Raw genomic sequence first — 18,360 nt, forward strand, 5'->3', positions numbered from 1 at the left:
GCCGGGACCTGCCTGACCCTCAGCGCGCCGCGGCCGTCACGGCGCCCGCCCGCGCGCCCGCGAGGAAGGATTCGACGCCGCGCCGCAGCCCCGCCGCGTCCAGACCGTGCGCCCGTGCGTGGTCGTGCCGGGTGCCGTAGCGGCGCAGCTCCTCCCGCGCGGTGCCGAGGGCCAGGACGCGGTGCGGCAGATCCATGAGCGCCTCGTTCGCGAACCGCGCCGAGGTGCCCGCCAGGTACGGCTCGACCAGTACGACATCCGCGCGGTCCGCCGCCCCGGCGGCGGCGCGCAGCCCGGCCGCGTCGAAGGGCCGCACGGTCGAGGCGTACAGCACCGTGACGTCGAGTCCGGCCACCGCCTCCAGCGTCGCGTCGAGCAGCGGCCCCACGGTGACCACGGCCCCCGCGCGGCCCTCGCGGACCGTGCGGAACCGCCCGGGGGACACCGGCAGCGCGGCGCGGTTGGACTGCTCGCTGAGCCGGACGTACACCCGGTGGTCCCCGTCGCCGGCCGCGTGCCGGAGCAGTGCCTCGGCCTCGTCGGGGTGGCCGGGGACATGGACGGTCCATCCCGGGAGGGTGTCGAGCAGCGCCACGTCGCCGGGCGACTGGTGGGTGCGGCCGCCGGCCGCGATGTCGTAGGACGCGCCGGAACTGACCAGCACCGCGCCCACGCCCTGGTGCCCCAGGTCCAGCTTGACCTGCTCGAACGGCCGCTCCACCAGGAAGCTGCCGAAGGTGTGCACGACCGGCCGCAGCCCGGTCAGGGCCAGCCCGCCCGCAGCCCCGACGAGCAACTGCTCGCGGATGCCGACGTCGATCACGCGGTCGGGATGGGCCCGGGCCGCGTCCGTGAAGCGGTCGCCGGAGATGACCGCCAGGACCACGGCCAGCCGCGGGTCCTCGTCGAGCAGGGCGGTGGTGACGGCGGTGAAGCGCTCGCGCATGGTGTCCATGGTGGGGAGACTCCTCGGTCCGTGTCGTCTTCGGTGGCGTGCGGAGGACGGTCAGTACTTGGACTCGACGCGGGCGACGACCGCCCGCGGAGCGCCCGGGTGCGGCGCGGTGAACGCCTCGTACAGCGCTTCGTGGTCGCGGCCGTCCACGGTCACGGCCGACCAGCCCTCGGCGGCGAAGCGCGAGGCGAGCCCGCCCCGCCAGCCGTACGTGGCGGAGGAGTTGTCGACCGCCACCACGTGCAGGGACTCCAGGCCGATCGCGCCGGCGAAGGCGACCGCCTCGTGGTTGCTGCCCTCGTCCATCTCGGCGTCGCCGACCAGTGCCCAGACCTTGGGGCGGGTCAGCCCCTGGGCCCGCAGCCCGAGGGCGCTGCCCACCGCGAGCGCCAGCCCGTGCCCGAGGGAACCGGAGCCGATCTCCACCCCCGGCACCAGCATCCGGTCCGGGTGGTGGCCGAGCCGTGAGTCGTAGGAGCCGAAGGAGGGCAGCCACTCCTCCGGAATGAAGCCCTTGGCCGTCAGCACGGCGTAGTACGCCATCGGACCGTGGCCCTTGGACAGCAGGAAGCGGTCGCGGTCCTCGTCGTCCGCGGTGTCCCGGGTCACTCGCAGCACACGGTCGTAGAGCACCCACAGCACGTCGAGGGTGGAGGTGGCCGCCGGGCCGTGCTTCTCGTCGCCCGTCATCAGCGACATCAGGCGTGGCAGGTCCCGGTAGTCGTACGCGGGGGTTGTGCGTGTCGGGGTCATGGGTCGAGCGTGCAACTTCAAGGCGACTTGAGGTCAAGCGTAGGCTCGGAGGACATGAGCCCGCATGCGCCGCAGCCCCCGACCCCGGCCCGCCCCGCGCACCATGACCGCCTCGCCATCGGCGAGCTCGCCGCCCGCAGCGGCCTGGCCGCCTCCTGTCTGCGCTACTACGAGGAGATCGGCCTCATCCGCTCCGAACGCACGGCGGGCGGGCAGCGCCGCTACCCGCGGTCCACCCTGCGCCGTGTCGCGTTCGTCCGCGCCGCTCAGCGCGTCGGCCTCTCCCTGGACGAGGCGCGCACCGCCCTGGACCGGCTGCCCGAGGACCGGGCGCCCAACGCGGCCGAGTGGAACACCGTCGCCCGCGCCTGGACCCGCCGCATCGACGAGCAGATCGCCGAGCTGGAGCGCCTCAAGCGCCGGCTCACCAGTTGCATCGGCTGCGGCTGTCTGTCCCTGCGCAAATGCGGTCTGTACAACCCCGACGACGCCGCGGCCGCGTCCGGCGCCGGCGCCCGCTACCTGCTCGGGGACGAACCGGCGGGGCCGGAGGCCGCGCCTACAGCCCGTCGACCTTGAACGGATCGTGCTCGGCCAGGAGCTTGTCCAGCCGTGCCTGGTCGACACGGCTGGTGACCTGGCCCTCGTCCTGCCGGTCCCTTACCACCTTGGCCAGGGTGAACGCCGAGGTCACCACAGAGAGCAGTGCCACCGCCAGGAAGGCCCGCGCCCACGGGCCCACGGGCAGGTAGGCGATGCCCACCACCATCGCCGTCAGGGCGAGGGCGAACGAGAGCGCGGCCTGCGCGGAGTAGGCCGCCGTCGTGTGCTGCCGGATCGGATTCGCCATGGCAGCAGTGTCGGGGCGGTGTGGCGCGCGCCACATGAGTACGGCTACTCATTTTCGCGGCGGGCCCGCCGCCCGGGCCGGGGGCCGCTCGGCGACCCGGGGCGATACCTGTGAGCGAGCACCGGCCGACGTGCGGTATTGTTCTCGTGCGCGGTCAGCCCGGGGAGAACCCGGACGATCCGGCACCGGGACGTGGCGCAGCTTGGTAGCGCACTTGACTGGGGGTCAAGGGGTCGCAGGTTCAAATCCTGTCGTCCCGACGGTGTTTTCGCAGGTCAGAAGCCGTTTCCGCTCAGCGGAAGCGGCTTTTGCCGATTCCGGTTCCGTCCGAATGATCCGCCGCCGTCCGATGCCCGCGAGCGGACGACGGGGCCTGCGGCTCCCGCGCGACACCCACCCACGGCGCTCCGATAAGGTGCTGATCTTCGCTCAACTCGCTGCTGTGGAAGGTCTGTTATGGCGATGTTCGGAAACGCGCACGCGGTCGATGTGACGGCGGCCCAGGAAGAGTTCGCGCGACTGCTGGGGGAGGACGAGCAGCTGCACGCCGCCTTCGAGCTGGTCCGCGACAGCATCCTCTTCACCGACCGCCGGCTGATCTTCGTGGACAAGGAGGGGGTGACCGGCAAGAAGGTGGAGTACCTCTCCGTTCTGTACAAGAGCATCACGCGCTTCTCGGTGGAGACCGCCGGCCCGTTCGATCTGGACGCCGATCTCAAGATCTGGACCTCCGGCAGCCACGAGCCGATCGAGAAGAGCTTCACCAGGGGCGTCAACGTCTACGAGATGCAGGGCATCCTCGCGAAGTTCGCGGCGCGCTAGGGCGTGTTTCGAAAGTAGCGCCGGCCGCCCGGAGGGCGGGTCCCGCGGCGTCTGGTGCGGTGCATCGCAAGGCGGAGAGTCGTCCTCGTAGTGGGCTACTCGGACGATTCGACAACGCAGCGAGGTGCCGTGCCAGGCGTCGCGGGACAGGCGGGACTTTCGAAACACGCCCTAGTCGTTCCCCTCCCCCTCGGAACAGGGCCCGGCGGTCGGGCCGTAACCACGCCAGGAAGGTGCGGCAGATGAGTGATGTGGTCGGGGAGATCCTCGAGGAGATCGTCGAGGGTGCGGTGGAGGAGCTCGCCGAGGAGATCGGCGGCGACGCTCTGGAGGACATCGTGGAGGAACTCATCGACTGACGCCCGGGACGGCCCGGGCGGGCGCCAAGTGCCGCGCGGGTCGGGTGTCCCGCGGCGCCGCAGGCAGCAGGCCGTTCCCCCGTGACGGGGGAGCGGCCTCGCGTGTGCCCGGGGCGCCGGTGTCAGTGGCGGTGTCTACCGTAGGGGCATGCCCGACTCACAAGACGTCCGCCGCATCGCCCTCTCACTTCCGGAGACGGCCGAGAAGGAGGCCTGGAGCATGCCCACGTTCCGGGTCGCGGGGAAGATGTTCGTGACGGTCCCCGACGACGAGACGTCGTTCGCCGTGCGCTGCCCGATGCACGAGCGTGAAGAGCTGATCGCGGCGGAGCCGGAGAAGTTCTGGGTGCCGCCGCACGAGGCCGGTTCGCACTGGGTGCGGGTGCGCCTGGCCGCGCTGGAGGATCTGGACGAGCTGCGGGACATCCTCGTGGACTCCTGGCGGCAGGCCGCACCGCCCGCGCTCCTGGAGTCGCGGGATCCCTCCCTGTCCTGAACCGGGCCGCGATCCCGTCCATGACGAGCCACCAGCCCGATCGGAGCGCCGCCGCGTGACCACCGAACCCCGGCGGACCGACGTCACCTTCTCCGGCCGGATCGAGCAGGCCGCCGCCGCGGCCGCCCTGGCCGAGGCGCGCGGCGCCGACGGCTTCGTGGTGAACGAGCTGCGGCACGACGCCTTCCTGCAACTCGCCGTCGCGGCCGGCAGCACCCGGCGGATCGCGTTGACCACCGGGGTCGCCATCGCCTTCGCCCGCAGCCCGATGACGGTGGCGACGGCCGCCTGGGACGTCCAGCGGCTGTCCGGCGGACGGGTGATCGTCGGACTCGGCTCGCAGGTCAAGCCGCACATCACCCGCCGCCACAGCATGCCGTGGTCGCAACCCGCGACCCGGATGCGGGAGTTCACCGAGGCGCTGCGTGCCGTCTGGCACAGCTGGCAGACCGGCGGACGGCTGGCCTTCCGCGGCGACTTCTACACCCACACCCTCATGACCCCGATGTTCGACCCGGGGCCGCTGCCGTCCGGGCCGCCGCCCGTGTGGCTGGCCGCCGTCGGCAGGCGCATGACCGCCGTCGCGGGAGAGGTGGCCGACGGGCTGATCTGTCACCCCCTCACCTCCCCGGAGTACCTGCGCCGGGTGAGCCTCCCGGTCCTCCACGACGCCCGTGACAAGGCCGGGCGGACCGCGCGGCCCTTCGACGTCGCCGGGACCGCGCTGGTCGCGACCGGCCGCACCGAGGAGGAGTACGCCGCCGCCCTCACCGCCACCCGCGAGCGGATCGCGTTCTACGCCTCCACCCCCGCCTACCTCCCCGTCCTCGAACTGCACGGCTGGGGCGAGCTCCAGCGGGAGTTGCACGGGATGTCCGTGCGCGGCCGGTGGCAGGAGATGGGCCGCCTGGTGGACGACGACGTCCTGGACGCCTTCGCCCTGCACGGCGAACCGGGAGCGGTGGGCCGGGCCGTGCGCGAGCGCTTCGGCGGCCTGTACACCCGCGTCAGCGTCTCCTTCTCGCACGACGCCGACGACACCCTCGCCCTCGACGTGCTCGAGGCCGCCCGGGAGTGAGCACCGGCCGCCGTACCGCGGTCGACCCGGTCGTGCACCGGCAGGCCGCGGACAGGGGGCGGCCCCTGTCCGAGCACGTCCCCCGCCTATGCGCCGGGCGCTCCCTCGGCGGTCGTCGCCCGCGACACCGGCCAAGCCCTGGGGCACCCACTCGGCGTGCTGCCGCACGCCGCTGCCGCGCGGACACCGCGCCGTCACGGCGCTCCTCGCGGCCACCAGTGCCGGGTCGTGCCCGAGGGGCGCCGCGCCGGCCCGGTCGGGGATGGCCGAGGTCGCACACCCGCCGGGCACCCGCGGGCCGCGGCCCACCTGGGTACGAACCGGGGGACCCTGCGGCGCGGCACGCCGGGGTGCGGCCACGGCCGCCGGCTCACGGCACGTCCCCGTGGCCGTGCCGCCGGGACGTTCCGCGCCTCGGCGTGGCGGCAGCCGATGCGCCCTGCGGCCGACCCGGCCGATGCGCTGACCTGCGGCGCCCCTATACCCCGCCGCCCCGAATCGTGCAAGCTTACGAAAGCTCCGTCGCCTGCGGGGACACGGGAGGGGATCATAAGCGACATGAGATCGCGCCCGTATGTGCTGCTGTCGGTCGCCTCCTCGTTGGACGGTTGCCTGGACGACACGAGCACGACCCGCCTCCTGCTCTCCAACGACGAGGACTTCGACCGCATCGACCAGGTCAGGGCCGGGGTGGACGCCATCCTGGTGGGGGCCAACACCATCCGTTCGGACGATCCCCGGCTGTTGGTCTGCCCGGAGCGGCAGCGCGAGCGGCTGAGCGCGGGCCGGCCGGCGACGCCGGTCAAGGTCACGCTGACCGAGAGCGGCAAACTGGACCCGGAGGCGCGGTTCTTCACGACCGGCGACTGCGCCAAACTCGTGTACACGACCACCGGCACGGTGGCCGCGCTGGGCGAGCGGCTCGACGGGCTGGCCACGGTGGTCGGCGCGGGCGACCCGCTGGACGTGCGCGAGGTGCTGGACGACCTCGCCGGGCGCGGGATCGAACGCCTGATGGTCGAGGGCGGGGGCGTGGTCCACACGCTCTTCCTGTCGGCCGGGCTCGTCGACGAGCTGCAGCTCGTGTACGCCCCGTTCTTCGTGGGCCAGGCCGACGCGCCGCGCCTGGTCCAGCCGGCCGACTTCCCCCAGGGGCCGGGACACCGCATGCGGCTCGCGGAGGCCCGGCAGATCGGGGACGTCGTCCTGCTGCGGTATCACCCCCGCCAGGACGACTGACCGGCGGTCGAGGCCACCGGCACCGGCAGCGACTCGTGGCCACCCCCGGGCGCCTCGACCGGCCGGGTCCGCCACAGCCACGCGATGTCGCGGCCGAAGGACCACACGAGCGCGGCCAGCGCCAGCGCCGCCACCCCTGCCGCGGCCGGCCCCGGGAGGATCCCCGAGCAGGCCGCCACCAGCGCGATCCCCTGGCACGCCGCCACCGTCTTGCGGGCGAAGCTCGGCGGGAGCGGCGCGTTCAGCCAGGGCAGCACCCACGACGCCGCGACGAACGCGTACCGCATGCCGCCGATCGCCAGCACCCACGGGCCCTGCTCCATGGCCAGCTGCACGCTCAGCACCATGATGAGGAAGGCGTCGACCTCCATGTCGAAACGGGCGCCCAGCCGCGAGCAGGTGCCGGTGCGGCGGGCGACCTTGCCGTCCACCGCGTCGAGGACCAGCGCCACCGACGCCACGCCGGTGAAGACGGCGCCGTGCGCCGCGCCCGCCACCGCGAGCGCCGTGACCCCGCCGACCAGCACCGCACGGCCGAGGGTCACCCGGTCGGCCGGACCGAGCGCACGAGCCCCCGAACGGCGCAGCCCGCCCGTCAGCAGCGCCCAGATGGCGGCACCGTAGGCGGTCCCCGCGATCCAGCCCAGCGCGTGCAGGCCCACCGAGGCCCACAGCACGACGAGCAACCCGAACTGGGCCACCGCGGCGACGGCTTGCTCCCGCCCCGCTGTGCCCTTGTCGAGCCGGGTTCCCACGGTCATCACGGTCATCTTTGTTCCCCCGGTTACGGGTTTCTCGGGAGCGCCGCGTACGGTACGGCCTCATCTGTCGTGGAGGGATACGGAGAAAACCCATGGAGCGTTCGGCACGGGCCTTCTGGCTTCGCAAACCCGGCGAGGGCGAGATCCGCGAAGTGACCCTGCCGGAGCCGGGACCGGACGACGTCGTCGTGCGCACGCTGCACTCCGGAATCAGCCGCGGCACCGAGACCCTGGTCTTCCGCGGGGGCGTACCGGAGAGCCAGCACACGATCATGCGGGCGCCCTTCCAGGAGGGTGACTTCCCGGGCCCGGTGAAGTACGGCTACCTCAACGTCGGCGTCGTCGAGGAGGGCCCGGCGGAGCTGCTGGGCCGCACCGTCTTCTGTCTGTACCCGCACCAGACCCGCTATGTCGTCCCGGCCTCGGCGGTCACTCCCGTACCCGACGACGTGCCCGCCGCGCGGGCCGTCCTGGCCGGCACCGTCGAGACCGCCGTGAACGCCCTGTGGGACGCCGCGCCCCTGGTGGGCGACCGGATCGCGGTGATCGGCGCCGGGATGGTCGGCTGCAGCGTCGCCGCGGTGGCCGCCGGCCTCCCCGGGGCACGGGTGCAGCTCGTCGACGTCGACCCGGCGCGGGCCGCGGTCGCCGCGGCCCTCGGCGTGGGCTTCGCCCTGCCCGGCGAGGCCGAGGGGGGCTGCGACCTCGTCGTCCACGCCAGCGCCACCGAAGCCGGGCTCGCCCGCGGCCTGGAACTGCTGGAGCCTGAGGGCACGCTGCTGGAGATGAGCTGGTACGGCGACCGGCGGGTCTCGCTGCCCCTTGGCGAGGCCTTCCACTCCCGCCGCCTGGTGGTCCGCAGCAGCCAGGTCGGCACGGTGTCGCCCAACCGGCGTACCCGGCGCGGCTACGCCGACCGGATGGCGGTGGCCCTGCGCCTGCTGGCCGATCCGGCCTTCGACGCGCTGATCACCGGGGAGAGTCCCTTCGACCGGCTGCCCGAGGTGATGAACCGTGTCGCCGGCGGTGAACCATCCGTGCTCTGCCACCGTATTGCCTACCGACCGGCCTAGTTCAGCCCTGGAAGGTTCCACCGTGTTCAGTATCACCGTTCGCGACCACATCATGATCGCCCACAGCTTCCGCGGCGAGGTCTTCGGCCCCGCGCAGCGACTGCACGGCGCGACGTTCCTGGTGGACGCGACCTTCCGCCGTCCCGAACTCGACGACGACAACATCGTCGTCGACATCGGCCTGGCCACCCAGGAGCTCGGGAAGGTCGTCGCCGGCCTCAACTACCGCAACCTGGACGACGAGCCGGAGTTCGCCGGGGTCAACACCTCGACGGAGTACCTGGCCAAGTACATCGCCGACCGGCTCGCCGACCGGGTGGCCGAGGGCGCCCTCGGCGAGGGCGCGCGCGGACTCACCGCCATCGCCGTCGCCCTCCACGAGTCCCATGTCGCCTGGGCGAGCTACGAGCGGACGCTGTGAGCGCCGCGGCCCTCGCGCCGGACGTGCGTACCGTCCATGTCGTCCTGCCCGGCGACGTGGACGACACGGCCGTGCCGAGCGGCGGCAACATCTACGACCGCCGGCTGAACCAGTCGCTGGCGGCCGGCGGCCGCACCGTCCGTGAGATCGCCGTGCCGGGTGACTGGCCGCGGCCCGGCGAGGCCGCGCGCGAGCGGCTGGCCCGGTCCCTCGCGGACCTGCCCGACGGTGCCTGCGTCCTCCTCGACGGCCTGGTGGCCTGCGGCGTCCCCGAGATCGTCGTCCCGCAGTCGGGCCGGCTGCGGGTGGCGGTCCTGGTCCACCTGCCGCTCGCCGACGAGACGGGGCTGCCGGCCGAGGTCGCCGCCGAACTCGACTCCCGGGAGCGGGAGACCCTGCACGGCGTCGGCGCGGTGGTAGCCACCAGCCCCTGGGCCGGGCGCCGGCTCGTCGAGCACCACGCACTGCCCACCGGTCGTGTGCACGTGGTGCCCCCGGGCACCGACGCGGCGCCCCTCGCGCCGGGCACCGACGGGTCGTCACATCTGCTGTGCGTCGCGTCCGTCACCCCCCGCAAGGGGCAGGACGTGCTCATCGAGGCCCTGGCGGACCTCGCCGACCTGAGCTGGAGCTGCGATCTCGTCGGGCCGCTCGAACGCGACGGCGCCTACACCGAGCTGATGCGCGAACTGCTCGCGGCGACCGGTCTCACCGACCGGGTGCGGCTCACGGGCCCGCTCACCGGCCAGGCCCTGGCCGGGGCGTACGCCGCCGCCGACCTCCTCGTCCTGCCGTCCCGCGCCGAGACGTTCGGGATGGTCGTGACCGAGGCGCTGATGCGGGGCATCCCGGTGCTCGCCTCGGACGTCGGCGGTGTGCCGGACGCCCTCGGGCAGGCCCCCGACGGCAGTCTTCCGGGCGTCCTCGTGCCGCCCGGCGACAGCGCGGCGCTGGCCGCCGGACTGCGCCGCTGGTTCGCCGAGGACGCCTTGCGGCGCCGTCTGCGGACATCGGCGCGGGACCGCCGCGACACCCTGCGGGGGTGGGAGGAGACATCGCGGCGCATGGACGCGGTGCTCCGGAAGATGGTGGAGGAGGGGTCATGACGAACAGGTCCGGGACATCGGCGGGGGAGGCGGAGGCAGCCGCCTTCACCCCGCAATGGCTGTCGCTGCGCGAGGGCGCCGACGCCGCCGCCCGCTCGGCGGAACTGATCCCGCCGCTGCTGGACCGGCTGGCCGCGGTGCCGCCCCCGGACGGCACGCTCGTCGTGCGCGACCTCGGCTGCGGCACCGGATCGCTGGGCCGCTGGCTGTCCGATCTGCTGCCGGGACCCCAGCACTGGATCCTGCACGACCGCGACCCGAGGCTGCTCGCCCTGGCCCGGGCCGGTCTGGACGGCCGGATCACCCCGGGGGGCGCCGTCACGGCCGCCACCCAGGAGGGCGACCTGACCCGGCTGCGCGCCGCCGACCTGGCCGGGACCTCGCTCGTCACCGCCTCCGCGCTGCTCGACCTGCTCACCGCCGACGAGGTGGACGCCCTCGCCGTCGCGTGCGCCGACGCCGGCTGCCCCGCGCTGCTGACCCTGTCCGTCGTCGGCCGGGTGGCCCTCGACCCCGCCGACCCCCTCGACCACGAGATCGCCGCGGCCTTCGACGAGCACCAGCGGCGCGAGAGCGACGGCCGCGGCCTGCTCGGGCCGGACGCCGTGGCCGCCGCCACCGAGGCGTTCGAGCGGCGCGGTGCCACCGTGCTCAGCCGGCCGAGCCCGTGGCGGCTGGGCCCGGGCGAGTCCGCCCTGACCGCGGAATGGCTGCGCGGCTGGGTCGGCGCGGCCGTCGAGCAGCGCCCCGGGCTCACGGCCCACGCCGACGGCTATCTCCGTCGGCGGCTCGACACCTGCGCGGCCGGCGGACTCCGGGCCGAGGTCGGCCACACCGATCTGCTCGTGCTCCCCGCGGCGGCGGGCGGTGACGTGCGATGACCGTCCTGAAGCGCGCATGGCCCTGGCTGCGGCTCCTGCTGGGCGCCGGCATCCTGGGCGCCCTGGTGTCCCGGCTCGGCACGAGCGCGTTCCTCGACGGGCTCCACATGGTCAGCGGCACCTCCGTGCTCGCCGCCCTCGGCATCGGCCTGCTCACCACCGTCCTCAGCGCCTGGCGCTGGTGCATCGTGGCCCGCCGTCTCGGCCTGCGGCTGCGGATCGGCCGGGCCGTCGCCGACTACTACCGGGCGCTGCTGCTCAACGCGGTCCTCCCGGCGGGCGTCCTCGGGGACGTGCACCGCGCCGTCCAGCACGGGCGCACCGAGGGCGACGTCGCCCGCGGGGTGCGGGCGGTCGTCCTGGAACGGACCGGGGGACAGATCGTCGTCCTCGCGCTCGGCGCGGCCGTACTGCTCAGCCGGCCCGCCCTGCTGGCCGACATGACGCGCGCACTCCTCCCCGACGGCACCGGCGCCCTGGCCCTCACCGCGGCCGTCCTCGGCACGCTCGCGGTCGCCGCACCGCTCACGGCATGGGAGCTGCGCCGCCGGCGCCGCACCGGCAAGGCCGCCGCCGCCCTCGCGGGCAGCCTGGCCGACCTGCGCCGCGGCCTGCTGGCCCGGAGCACCTGGCCGGGCGTCGTCCTGCTCTCCGCGGCGGGCCTGGTCGGCCATGTCGCCCTCTTCGTCGTCGCTGCCCGCGCCGCCGGGTCGACCGCCCCCGTCGCCCAGCTCGTCCCGCCGCTCACCCTGGCCCTGCTCGTGATGGGCCTGCCGATCAACATCGGCGGCTGGGGCCCCCGCGAGGCCGTCTCCACGCTCGCCTTCGGCGCGGCCGGCCTCGGCGCCGCCCAGGGCCTGTCCACCGCGGTCGTCTACGGGGTCCTCACCCTCGTCGCCAGCCTCCCCGGCGTCGCCGTCCTCGTGCTGTCCCGGCCCCCGCGTCCCGCCACCGCTCCGTCCCGCCGCCCCTTCACCGCCCGCATCCGCGGCGTCCGCCGCGATCGCGCGCTCCACCGGCCCGTCGCGGTCGCCGTCGCCCCGAAGAGCTGATCCGCCTGCGGCGAGCCGTGCTTGCCGTGGCCGCGTTGTTCTCGTCCGCGCCGCGGACGGCGCGGGCCGCCCTTCCCCGACGTGGTGGGCGTCGTGTGCCGCTTGTGGGCGGCCGCGCGCGGTTCGGCGTCGGTAGGGGTGCGTTCCTTGTGAGGGCGGTGGCGACGACTGTAGGCGCGGGGTCGGGCAGCACCCCGGGTTCACGGCCCGCGCCTGGTGTATGCCGCCCGTCGTCGCCGTCGCTCCGAGAGCTGATCCGCTGGCGGCGAGCCTTACTGCGGCCGCGCTTCTCGTCCGCCCCGCGGAGGGCGGGGGCCGTCCTTCCCTGACGGGGTGGGCGTCGTGTTGAGGGCGCCGGCGCCGACTGAGGCGCGGGGGTTGGCCAGCGCTCCGGAGGGCGGCGGACGGCGCCGGCCGGGCGCGTTCTCGACGTCGACGGCGGCGGGCACGGGGCCCGCGAGGCGTACGGACCCGGGCCGCGCCCGGCGCAGCCGGCCGTCAGGAGGACGGCAGGAGTTGTTCCGTCCAGATGGTCTTGCCGCGCAGCGTGTGGCGGGTTCCCCACCGCGCGGTGAGCTGGGCGACGAGGAGCAGGCCGCGGCCGCCCTCGTCGTAGACACGGGCACGGCGCAGGTGGGGAGCGGTGCTGCTGGCGTCGGAGACCTCGCAGATGAGGCTCGTGTCGTTGATCAGCCGCAGCTGGATGGGCGCGCGGGCGTAGCGGATGGCGTTGGTGACGAGTTCGCTCACGACGAGCTCGGTGACGAACGCCATCTCCTCCAGCCCCCATTGCGCGAGCTGCTCCGTGGTGAGCTTGCGCGCGTGGGCCACCATGGCCGGGTCGGGCGGCAGCTCCCAGGTCGACACGCGGGAGATGTCGAGGCCGTTGGCGTGGGCGAGCAGCAGCGCGACGTCGTCGGCGGGGGTGTCGGGCAGCATGCTGCGCATCACGTGGTCGCACACGTCGTCCAGGGACGCCGACGGGCCGTCCGTGAGCGCCGCGGCCAGCCGCGCAGCGCCCACGGCGAGGTCGTCCTCGGGCACGCGGTCGTGCTTGCCCGCGCCGATGAGCCCGTCGGTGAACAGGGCGATCATGCTGCCGTCCGGCAGGTCCAGCTCGGCGGACTCGAACGGCAGGCCGCCGAGGCCCAGTGGTGGGCCGGCGGGCAGCGCGGGCACCTCGACCGCGCCGTCCGGGCGCACGATCACCGGGGCCGGGTGACCGGCGCGGGCGATGGTGCAGTGGCGGGCGACCGGGTCGTACACCGCGTACACACACGTGGCGCCGATGTTCCCGGCGTCGGCGTGCTCGCCGTCCTCGCCGTCCCCGGTGCCCCCTCCGGCGCCGTCCGGGTGCTCCTCGCGGTCGAGCCGCAGCACGAGGTCGTCCAGGTGGGTGAGGAGTTCGTCGGGCGGCATGTCGACGTCGGCGAGGGTACGTACGGCCGTGCGCAGCCGTCCCATGGTGGCGGACGCCTGGATGCCGTGCCCGACCACGTCGCCCACCACGAGCGCCACCCGTGTCCCGGACAGCGGGATCACGTCGAACCAGTCGCCGCCGACGCCGACCCGCGCGTCGGCCGGCAGGTAGCGCGAGGCGACGGTGACGGCCGCCTGCCGCGGTGTGCGCTGCGGCAGCATGCTGCGCTGCAGGGTGAGGGCGGTGTTGCGCTCACGGGTGTAGCGCAGCGCGTTGTCGATGGACAACGCCACCCGTGCGGTGATCTCCTCCGCCAGGATCAGGTCGTCGGGGTCGAACGGGTCGGGCGTGCGGTGCCGGAGGAACTGCGCGAGCCCCAGCGTGGTCCCCCGGGCGCGCAGCGGGACCACGATGAGCGAGTGGATGCCGAACGCGTGCGCGGAGCGCGCGTGCTGCGGGTTCGCGCGCAGCCACTCCTGGACGTCGTCGTCCTCGATCCAGTGGCACGACGCCCTCCCGGTGACCAGCGCCCGCGCCATGGGCGACTCCTCGGGATAGCGGTCCGGCTGCCCGGGAGAGACGGAGGTCTCCGGCGCCCCGTCCAGGACGGAGTCCTGGGCCGCCCGGCGCAGGATCACCGGGCCGGGCGCGCGCGGCCCGGCGTTCGTCGCCTCGTCCAGGACGGCGTCCAGCAGGTCGACGCTCGCGAAGTCGGCGAACTGCCCGATGACGACCTCGGTGAGCTCCTCGGCGGTGCGCACGACGTCCAGCGTGGTCCCGATCCGCACGCCGGCCGTGTTGACCAGGCTCAGCCGCTTGCGCGCCTTGTACTGGGACGTCGTGTCGAGCGCGGCCACGGACACGCCGCGCACGTGCCCGGCCGGGTCCTTGAGCGGATAGAGGTAGACCGACCACGCGTGGGCGCGGGTCTCGCCGGGGGCCTGGGTGAACGTCTCGGCGGTCATCCGCTCGCCGGTCTCCATGACCCGGTCCATCATTTCCTCGAGCTTCTCCGACCGGCGTCCGGGGGAGAACTCGACCACCCGCAGCCCGATGACCTCCTGCTCCGGGACCCCCATCACGCGGCGGCCCTCCGCGCTGCTGCCGATCAGCCGCTTCTCGTGGTCGTACACCCCGAAGACCGCGGGCATCTGGTCCAGGGCCCACTCCGCGAGCGGTGTCCCGGGCTCCTCCGCCACGACCGCCCAGTCGCTGCCCATCGGGGCGGCGGCGACCTCGGCCCCCACGGCGTGGCCCCGGCGGTGCCGCAGCAGCAGCCGGCCGCGCCATTCCTCCTGGCGCTTCAGGCTCCGCAGCGCGGCGGGCGGGAGCTGCCCGGCGAGCAGTGTCCGGGCCGCCCGTCCCACCACCTCGTCCCGCTGGTACCCCAGCAGCCGCGCGGCGCCGGGCGTCCACCCGGTGACGACGCCGCTCGCGTCCACGGCGGCCATGGCGGCCCCGGCAACGGACTGCCCGTCGTCCATCGGTTCTTGTACCGGCATCGCCGACGTCCTCGCCTGCTCGGTTCCGAGGCCCGGACCCCGCGCCATCCTTCCCAGCATCCCACCGCGGGCAAAACGTCTCAAACAGACACCGGGGCGGGGCAGCCGTCAGGGAGAGGCGGGAGTCGCCGCCTCCGCGGCGCCCGGCCGGGCGGGCCGCTCCGCGTCGGGACGTTCCACGCCCAGGGCGTCCTGGTCGGAGACGAAGAGCGCGGCGACCGCGGAGATCAGCGCGAGCCCGGCGCACAGGACGAAGCCGGCGTGATAGGCCGTCAGGTTGGCGGTCGGCGTCCCGTCGGCGCTCAGCACCGTGGTGCCGACGGCCGCGAGCAGGGTGGCGATCACGGCCGTGCCGAAGGCGCCGCCGAGCTGGCGCTGCATGTTGAAGACGGTGGCGGCCCGCCCGGTCGAGGGGGCCGGGACGGTCGCGAAGGCGGCGTTCTGCGCGGACATCATGACGTGCCCGATGCAGTAGCCCAGGACGAACAGCACACCGCGCAGCGTCCACTCCGACGTGCCTGCGGTGAAGCCCGCCATGACGGCCACGCACAGGCCCATGCCCGCCGAGCCACCCACCATCAGCCGGCGCGGCCCGAGGCGCCGGTACAGGCGGGGCGCCACCTGCGCCGCCGCCATCACGCCCAGGGCCTCGGGGAAGGTGGCCATACCGCTGCGCAGGGCGTCGAAGCCCAGCGCCTCCTGCAGGAACAGCGGGTACAGCCAGACCGTGCCGAGGAACACCGCGCTCAGCGGGAACATCACGATCGTGTTGGCCCGGAACAGCCGGTCCCGGAAGAGCCCCAGGTCCAGCATCGGCATCGCGATGCGCCGTTCCACCGCCACCATGGCGAGCAGCGCCGCGATGCCGAACACCAGCGGCACGAGGACACCGGCCGTGCCCCACCCCTGGTCGGGACCCTCGGTGAACGCGTAGAGCGTCAGCGACAGACCGCCGCCGGCCAGCAGGAAGCCGGTGAGGTCGAAGCGGCCCGGGGTCTCCACCCGGTAGTCCGGCAGGAACAGCAGGCCGAAGGCGACGGCCGCGGCGCCGATGGGCAGGTTGACCAGGAACACCCAGTGCCAGGACACCGCGTCGGAGAGCCAGCCGCCGAGCACCGGGCCCACCGCGGGGGCGACCGCGGTGGGCACCATCAGCGCCCGCTGCGCCTTGATCCGCTTGGCCGGAGGGTAGGCCCGGAACAGCATCGTCTGGCCGACCGGCGTGAGCAGACCGCCGCCCGCGCCCTGCAGGATTCGGTACGCGGTGAGCTGGTCCATGGTGGTGGCCGTGGCGCACAGCGCGGAGGCGCCCGTGAAGACCACCAGTGCGGCCAGGAAGGTCCGCCGGGTGCCGTAGCGGTCGCCGAGCCAGCCGGCGACCGGGATGAACACCGCGAGGCTGACCAGGTAGCCGATGTTGATCGCGCCGAGGCCGGAGGCCGGGACGCCGAAGTCGCGGCCGATCGCGGGGACCGCCACATTGACGATCGTCGTGTCCATGATCGCCATGAAGAGCGCGGAGACGAACACGACGGCTACCGCGGTCGTCGGCGGAATCCTGCGGGCCACGGGGGATCTCCTCGCTCTCGCCGCCGTCAACGCGCGGTCGCCCGCGCCCGGACGGCGCCTGCCGGCCGGGCCGCCCTCACGGACGGTGCGCAGCCGGTCACAGCCTCCAGTGGAACCCGTGCCGCCGCCATCCGCACCCCGGGCGCATCCGGATGCGCGTTCCGTCTCCCTGACGCACTGGTACAAAAGAATCAGGCGACCCGAACCCCGTCCGAGGAGGCCTTCTTGGAAGCGACGCACGACGGGCCGCCCGGCGGCGCGGCCCGGTGGGTGGAACTGGCCGAGGTCGACAACATCCGCGACCTCGGCGGGCTGCCCGTCCACGGCGGCGGCAGGACCCGGCGCGGTGTGGTGTTCCGGGCGAGCACCCTCCAGGACGCCACGGCGGACGACGTGGAACTGCTCCTGGGGCGTTACCGGTTGCGGACGGTCGTCGACCTGCGCGGCCCGGACGAGGCGGCCCGCGAGGGACACGGTCTGCTGGCGGACACCCCCGTGCGCCGGGTCAGCCTGCCCGTCCGCCGTGTGCAGGCGGCCGTGACCGACGCCGTGCCGGCGGTGCGCGGTGAGGCCGTGGACGACACGGCCGGCTTCTACGAGGGCCTGCTCGACGGCAGTGGCGCGTCCCTGGTGGACGCCGCGCGGATCGTCGCGGACACCGACCAGCACGCCGTCGTCTTCCACTGCGCCGTCGGCAAGGACCGCACCGGCGTCCTGGCCGCCCTGCTCCTGGACGCGGTCGGCGTGCCTGCGGACGCCATCGCCGCCGACTACGCCCTCACCGCCCAGCGCGTCGCCCGCATCCGCGAGCGCCTCGCCCGGCTCCCCTCCTACCGGGACCTGCCCGCCGTCGAGCACCACTACATGGCCTCGAAGCCGCAGGTCATGCACCACTTCCTCGACACCCTACGGACCCGCCACGGCGGCGCCGGCCGGTGGCTGCGGGAGCGTGGCCTGACCGGCGCCGAACTCGGCCGCCTCAAAGGCGCGCTCGTGTCAGGGCCCGAGGGCTGACGGCCGTCAGCCGAGGCCGAGCGACTTCAAGGCGGCCGCCTCCTTCTCCGGCGGCAGCCCCACCGCCGGACGGTCCGGGCGCTGCGGCGCCACCCCGCCCACGGAACGCAGCCACGACCAGGTGTCGGCGACCGTCTCGCCGACCGGACGGCAGCGCAGACCGGCGCCGACCGCACGGGAGACGTCGCCGGTGTGCAGGGTGTCGTACAACTCGCCCGGCGGGAGCCAGACCGGAAGTTCGGACCACGGTTCGACACCGGCGTCGAGCACCGCGGAGGGCTCGGCCCAGCGCAGGTCGGCCTCGCCGCCCGTCACCGCGGCGCAGGTGTCGAGCAGTTCGCCCGTCGTGGTGTGCCCGGACGGGCTGACGAGGTTGTACGCGCCGCCCAGGCCCGCCGCGGCGGCGTCCAGCGTGAAGGCGGCGAGGTCGCGCGCGTCGATGTACTGCAGGGGGAGATCGCGCGGCCCGGGAGCGAGCACGGGGCCGCCGCGGGCGATGCGGGTGAGCCACCACGGCAGGCGGCCGATGTTCTCGTACGGGCCGAGGATCAGCCCCGCCCGGAGCAGCAGCGCCCGGTCGCCGAACGCGTCGACGGCGGCCAGTTCACCGCCCCGCTTGGCCCGCGCGTAGTCCACGTCCGCGCCGTCGTCGGGCGACGCGTCGACCACCGGGCCGTCCTCGTCGAGTCCGGCGGCCGCGGGGTAGGTGTACACCGAGCGGCTGGACACGTAGGCGTAGCGCCCGGCGCGGCCCGCCAGCAGGGCGGCGGAGTCCCGCACCGCCGACGGCGCGCCGGACCACGTGTCCACCACCAGGTCCCACTCGCCGTGCGCGAGAGACGCCAGGCCGCCTTCGGCGACCCGGTCCCCGTGCAGCGCGGTGACCCCCGGCGGCGGCGAGTGCCGTCCCCGGTGGAACACCGTGACCTTCTCGCCGCGCGTCAGCGCCTCCTCCGCCACCGCGCGCCCCACGAACTCCGTACCACCCAGGATCAGCACATTCATGACG

18 protein-coding genes and 1 tRNA gene are annotated in these 18,360 nt (G+C 74.4%); 12 read left to right on the forward strand and 7 right to left on the reverse strand.

The features are described from left to right. Window positions 1–19: 19 nt before the first annotated feature. Window positions 20–955 (reverse strand): transketolase, encoded by a 936-nt coding sequence (locus PV364_RS02920; RefSeq protein ID WP_319657987.1) that lies wholly within the window; start codon window positions 953–955, stop codon window positions 20–22. A 51-nt stretch (window positions 956–1,006) separates the two neighbouring features. Beyond that, window positions 1,007–1,708, reverse strand: coding sequence for a transketolase (locus PV364_RS02925; protein ID WP_319657989.1), 702 nt, complete (start codon window positions 1,706–1,708; stop codon window positions 1,007–1,009). 54 nt (window positions 1,709–1,762) lie between these two features. Between PV364_RS02925 and soxR the strand changes: the two genes are divergently transcribed. Continuing rightward, entirely contained in the window at window positions 1,763–2,287 is a 525-nt protein-coding gene (gene soxR, locus PV364_RS02930; protein WP_319657990.1) for a redox-sensitive transcriptional activator SoxR, read from the forward strand. Here the strand turns inward: soxR and PV364_RS02935 are convergent. After that, window positions 2,268–2,558 carry a YiaA/YiaB family inner membrane protein gene (locus tag PV364_RS02935; protein ID WP_319657991.1) on the reverse strand — a complete coding sequence of 97 codons (291 nt, stop codon included), beginning with the start codon at window positions 2,556–2,558 and terminating at the stop codon, window positions 2,268–2,270. The genes soxR and PV364_RS02935 overlap by 20 nt on opposite strands. Window positions 2,559–2,744: 186 nt before the next feature. Here PV364_RS02935 and PV364_RS02940 point away from each other — a divergent pair. The 5 genes from PV364_RS02940 (at window position 2,745) to PV364_RS02960 (ending at window position 6,552) form a co-directional block, all read left to right on the forward strand. Beyond that, window positions 2,745–2,818, forward strand: a tRNA-Pro gene (locus tag PV364_RS02940). A gap of 196 nt (window positions 2,819–3,014) precedes the next feature. Next, a complete protein-coding gene (locus PV364_RS02945; protein WP_319657992.1) occupies window positions 3,015–3,380 on the forward strand; it encodes a PH domain-containing protein in 366 nt (121 codons plus the stop codon). Window positions 3,381–3,887: 507 nt separating this feature from the next. After that, window positions 3,888–4,235, forward strand: a complete 348-nt coding sequence (locus tag PV364_RS02950; protein WP_319657994.1) for an MmcQ/YjbR family DNA-binding protein — start codon at window positions 3,888–3,890, stop codon at window positions 4,233–4,235. 55 nt (window positions 4,236–4,290) lie between these two features. Beyond that, on the forward strand, window positions 4,291–5,313 hold the full coding sequence (locus PV364_RS02955) for a TIGR03617 family F420-dependent LLM class oxidoreductase (RefSeq protein WP_319657995.1): 1,023 nt from the start codon (window positions 4,291–4,293) through the stop codon (window positions 5,311–5,313). Between the two features lie 558 nt (window positions 5,314–5,871). Beyond that, window positions 5,872–6,552 carry a RibD family protein gene (locus PV364_RS02960; RefSeq protein WP_319657996.1) on the forward strand — a complete coding sequence of 227 codons (681 nt, stop codon included), beginning with the start codon at window positions 5,872–5,874 and terminating at the stop codon, window positions 6,550–6,552. On the opposite strand, the gene PV364_RS02965 is transcribed toward PV364_RS02960, so the two are convergent. Further along, window positions 6,531–7,313 carry a CDP-alcohol phosphatidyltransferase family protein gene (locus PV364_RS02965; RefSeq protein ID WP_401974315.1) on the reverse strand — a complete coding sequence of 261 codons (783 nt, stop codon included), beginning with the start codon at window positions 7,311–7,313 and terminating at the stop codon, window positions 6,531–6,533. The genes PV364_RS02960 and PV364_RS02965 overlap by 22 nt on opposite strands. A gap of 92 nt (window positions 7,314–7,405) precedes the next feature. Between PV364_RS02965 and PV364_RS02970 the strand changes: the two genes are divergently transcribed. The 5 genes from PV364_RS02970 to PV364_RS02990 are packed head-to-tail and all read left to right on the forward strand — an operon-like array spanning window position 7,406 to window position 11,846. After that, on the forward strand, window positions 7,406–8,386 hold the full coding sequence (locus tag PV364_RS02970; RefSeq protein ID WP_319657998.1) for a zinc-binding alcohol dehydrogenase: 981 nt from the start codon (window positions 7,406–7,408) through the stop codon (window positions 8,384–8,386). Window positions 8,387–8,408: 22 nt separating this feature from the next. Continuing rightward, window positions 8,409–8,807, forward strand: a complete 399-nt coding sequence (locus PV364_RS02975) for a 6-carboxytetrahydropterin synthase (protein ID WP_319657999.1) — start codon at window positions 8,409–8,411, stop codon at window positions 8,805–8,807. Beyond that, window positions 8,804–9,913 carry a glycosyltransferase family 4 protein gene (locus PV364_RS02980; protein ID WP_319658000.1) on the forward strand — a complete coding sequence of 370 codons (1,110 nt, stop codon included), beginning with the start codon at window positions 8,804–8,806 and terminating at the stop codon, window positions 9,911–9,913. Before PV364_RS02975 ends, PV364_RS02980 begins: the two co-directional genes overlap by 4 nt. Beyond that, the gene (locus tag PV364_RS02985; protein ID WP_319658001.1) at window positions 9,910–10,794 is read left to right on the forward strand and encodes a class I SAM-dependent methyltransferase; all 885 of its coding nucleotides are present in this window, start codon (window positions 9,910–9,912) and stop codon (window positions 10,792–10,794) included. Before PV364_RS02980 ends, PV364_RS02985 begins: the two co-directional genes overlap by 4 nt. Beyond that, the gene (locus PV364_RS02990; protein ID WP_319658002.1) at window positions 10,791–11,846 is read left to right on the forward strand and encodes a lysylphosphatidylglycerol synthase transmembrane domain-containing protein; all 1,056 of its coding nucleotides are present in this window, start codon (window positions 10,791–10,793) and stop codon (window positions 11,844–11,846) included. Before PV364_RS02985 ends, PV364_RS02990 begins: the two co-directional genes overlap by 4 nt. A gap of 498 nt (window positions 11,847–12,344) precedes the next feature. On the opposite strand, the gene PV364_RS02995 is transcribed toward PV364_RS02990, so the two are convergent. Continuing rightward, window positions 12,345–14,768 carry a SpoIIE family protein phosphatase gene (locus PV364_RS02995; protein WP_319658003.1) on the reverse strand — a complete coding sequence of 808 codons (2,424 nt, stop codon included), beginning with the start codon at window positions 14,766–14,768 and terminating at the stop codon, window positions 12,345–12,347. A 108-nt stretch (window positions 14,769–14,876) separates the two neighbouring features. Then, window positions 14,877–16,337 carry an MDR family MFS transporter gene (locus PV364_RS03000; RefSeq protein WP_319658004.1) on the reverse strand — a complete coding sequence of 487 codons (1,461 nt, stop codon included), beginning with the start codon at window positions 16,335–16,337 and terminating at the stop codon, window positions 14,877–14,879. A gap of 225 nt (window positions 16,338–16,562) precedes the next feature. Between PV364_RS03000 and PV364_RS03005 the strand changes: the two genes are divergently transcribed. After that, window positions 16,563–17,351: a tyrosine-protein phosphatase gene (locus tag PV364_RS03005; RefSeq protein WP_319658005.1), complete on the forward strand. Its 789-nt coding sequence runs from the start codon at window positions 16,563–16,565 to the stop codon at window positions 17,349–17,351. Between the two features lie 6 nt (window positions 17,352–17,357). Here PV364_RS03005 and PV364_RS03010 read toward each other — a convergent pair whose 3' ends face one another. Continuing rightward, window positions 17,358–18,356 (reverse strand): NAD-dependent epimerase/dehydratase family protein, encoded by a 999-nt coding sequence (locus tag PV364_RS03010; RefSeq protein ID WP_319658006.1) that lies wholly within the window; start codon window positions 18,354–18,356, stop codon window positions 17,358–17,360. Window positions 18,357–18,360 lie beyond the last annotated feature (4 nt).

The sequence above is a fragment of the Streptomyces sp. MI02-7b genome (assembly GCF_033793585.1).
GTDB lineage: Bacteria > Actinomycetota > Actinomycetes > Streptomycetales > Streptomycetaceae > Actinacidiphila.

What these genes read in the sequence shown, in the direction of transcription:
- PV364_RS02920 (WP_319657987.1), bottom strand. Translation starts at nt 955, where the DNA reads ATGGACACCATGCGCGAGCGCTTCACCGCCGTCACCACCGCCCTGCTC.
- PV364_RS02925 (WP_319657989.1), bottom strand. Translation starts at nt 1,708, where the DNA reads ATGACCCCGACACGCACAACCCCCGCGTACGACTACCGGGACCTGCCA.
- soxR (WP_319657990.1), top strand. Translation starts at nt 1,763, where the DNA reads ATGAGCCCGCATGCGCCGCAGCCCCCGACCCCGGCCCGCCCCGCGCAC.
- PV364_RS02935 (WP_319657991.1), bottom strand. Translation starts at nt 2,558, where the DNA reads ATGGCGAATCCGATCCGGCAGCACACGACGGCGGCCTACTCCGCGCAG.
- PV364_RS02945 (WP_319657992.1), top strand. Translation starts at nt 3,015, where the DNA reads ATGGCGATGTTCGGAAACGCGCACGCGGTCGATGTGACGGCGGCCCAG.
- PV364_RS02950 (WP_319657994.1), top strand. Translation starts at nt 3,888, where the DNA reads ATGCCCGACTCACAAGACGTCCGCCGCATCGCCCTCTCACTTCCGGAG.
- PV364_RS02960 (WP_319657996.1), top strand. Translation starts at nt 5,872, where the DNA reads ATGAGATCGCGCCCGTATGTGCTGCTGTCGGTCGCCTCCTCGTTGGAC.
- PV364_RS02965 (WP_401974315.1), bottom strand. Translation starts at nt 7,313, where the DNA reads ATGACCGTGGGAACCCGGCTCGACAAGGGCACAGCGGGGCGGGAGCAA.
- PV364_RS02970 (WP_319657998.1), top strand. Translation starts at nt 7,406, where the DNA reads ATGGAGCGTTCGGCACGGGCCTTCTGGCTTCGCAAACCCGGCGAGGGC.
- PV364_RS02985 (WP_319658001.1), top strand. Translation starts at nt 9,910, where the DNA reads ATGACGAACAGGTCCGGGACATCGGCGGGGGAGGCGGAGGCAGCCGCC.
- PV364_RS02990 (WP_319658002.1), top strand. Translation starts at nt 10,791, where the DNA reads ATGACCGTCCTGAAGCGCGCATGGCCCTGGCTGCGGCTCCTGCTGGGC.
- PV364_RS02995 (WP_319658003.1), bottom strand. Translation starts at nt 14,768, where the DNA reads ATGCCGGTACAAGAACCGATGGACGACGGGCAGTCCGTTGCCGGGGCC.
- PV364_RS03010 (WP_319658006.1), bottom strand. Translation starts at nt 18,356, where the DNA reads ATGAATGTGCTGATCCTGGGTGGTACGGAGTTCGTGGGGCGCGCGGTG.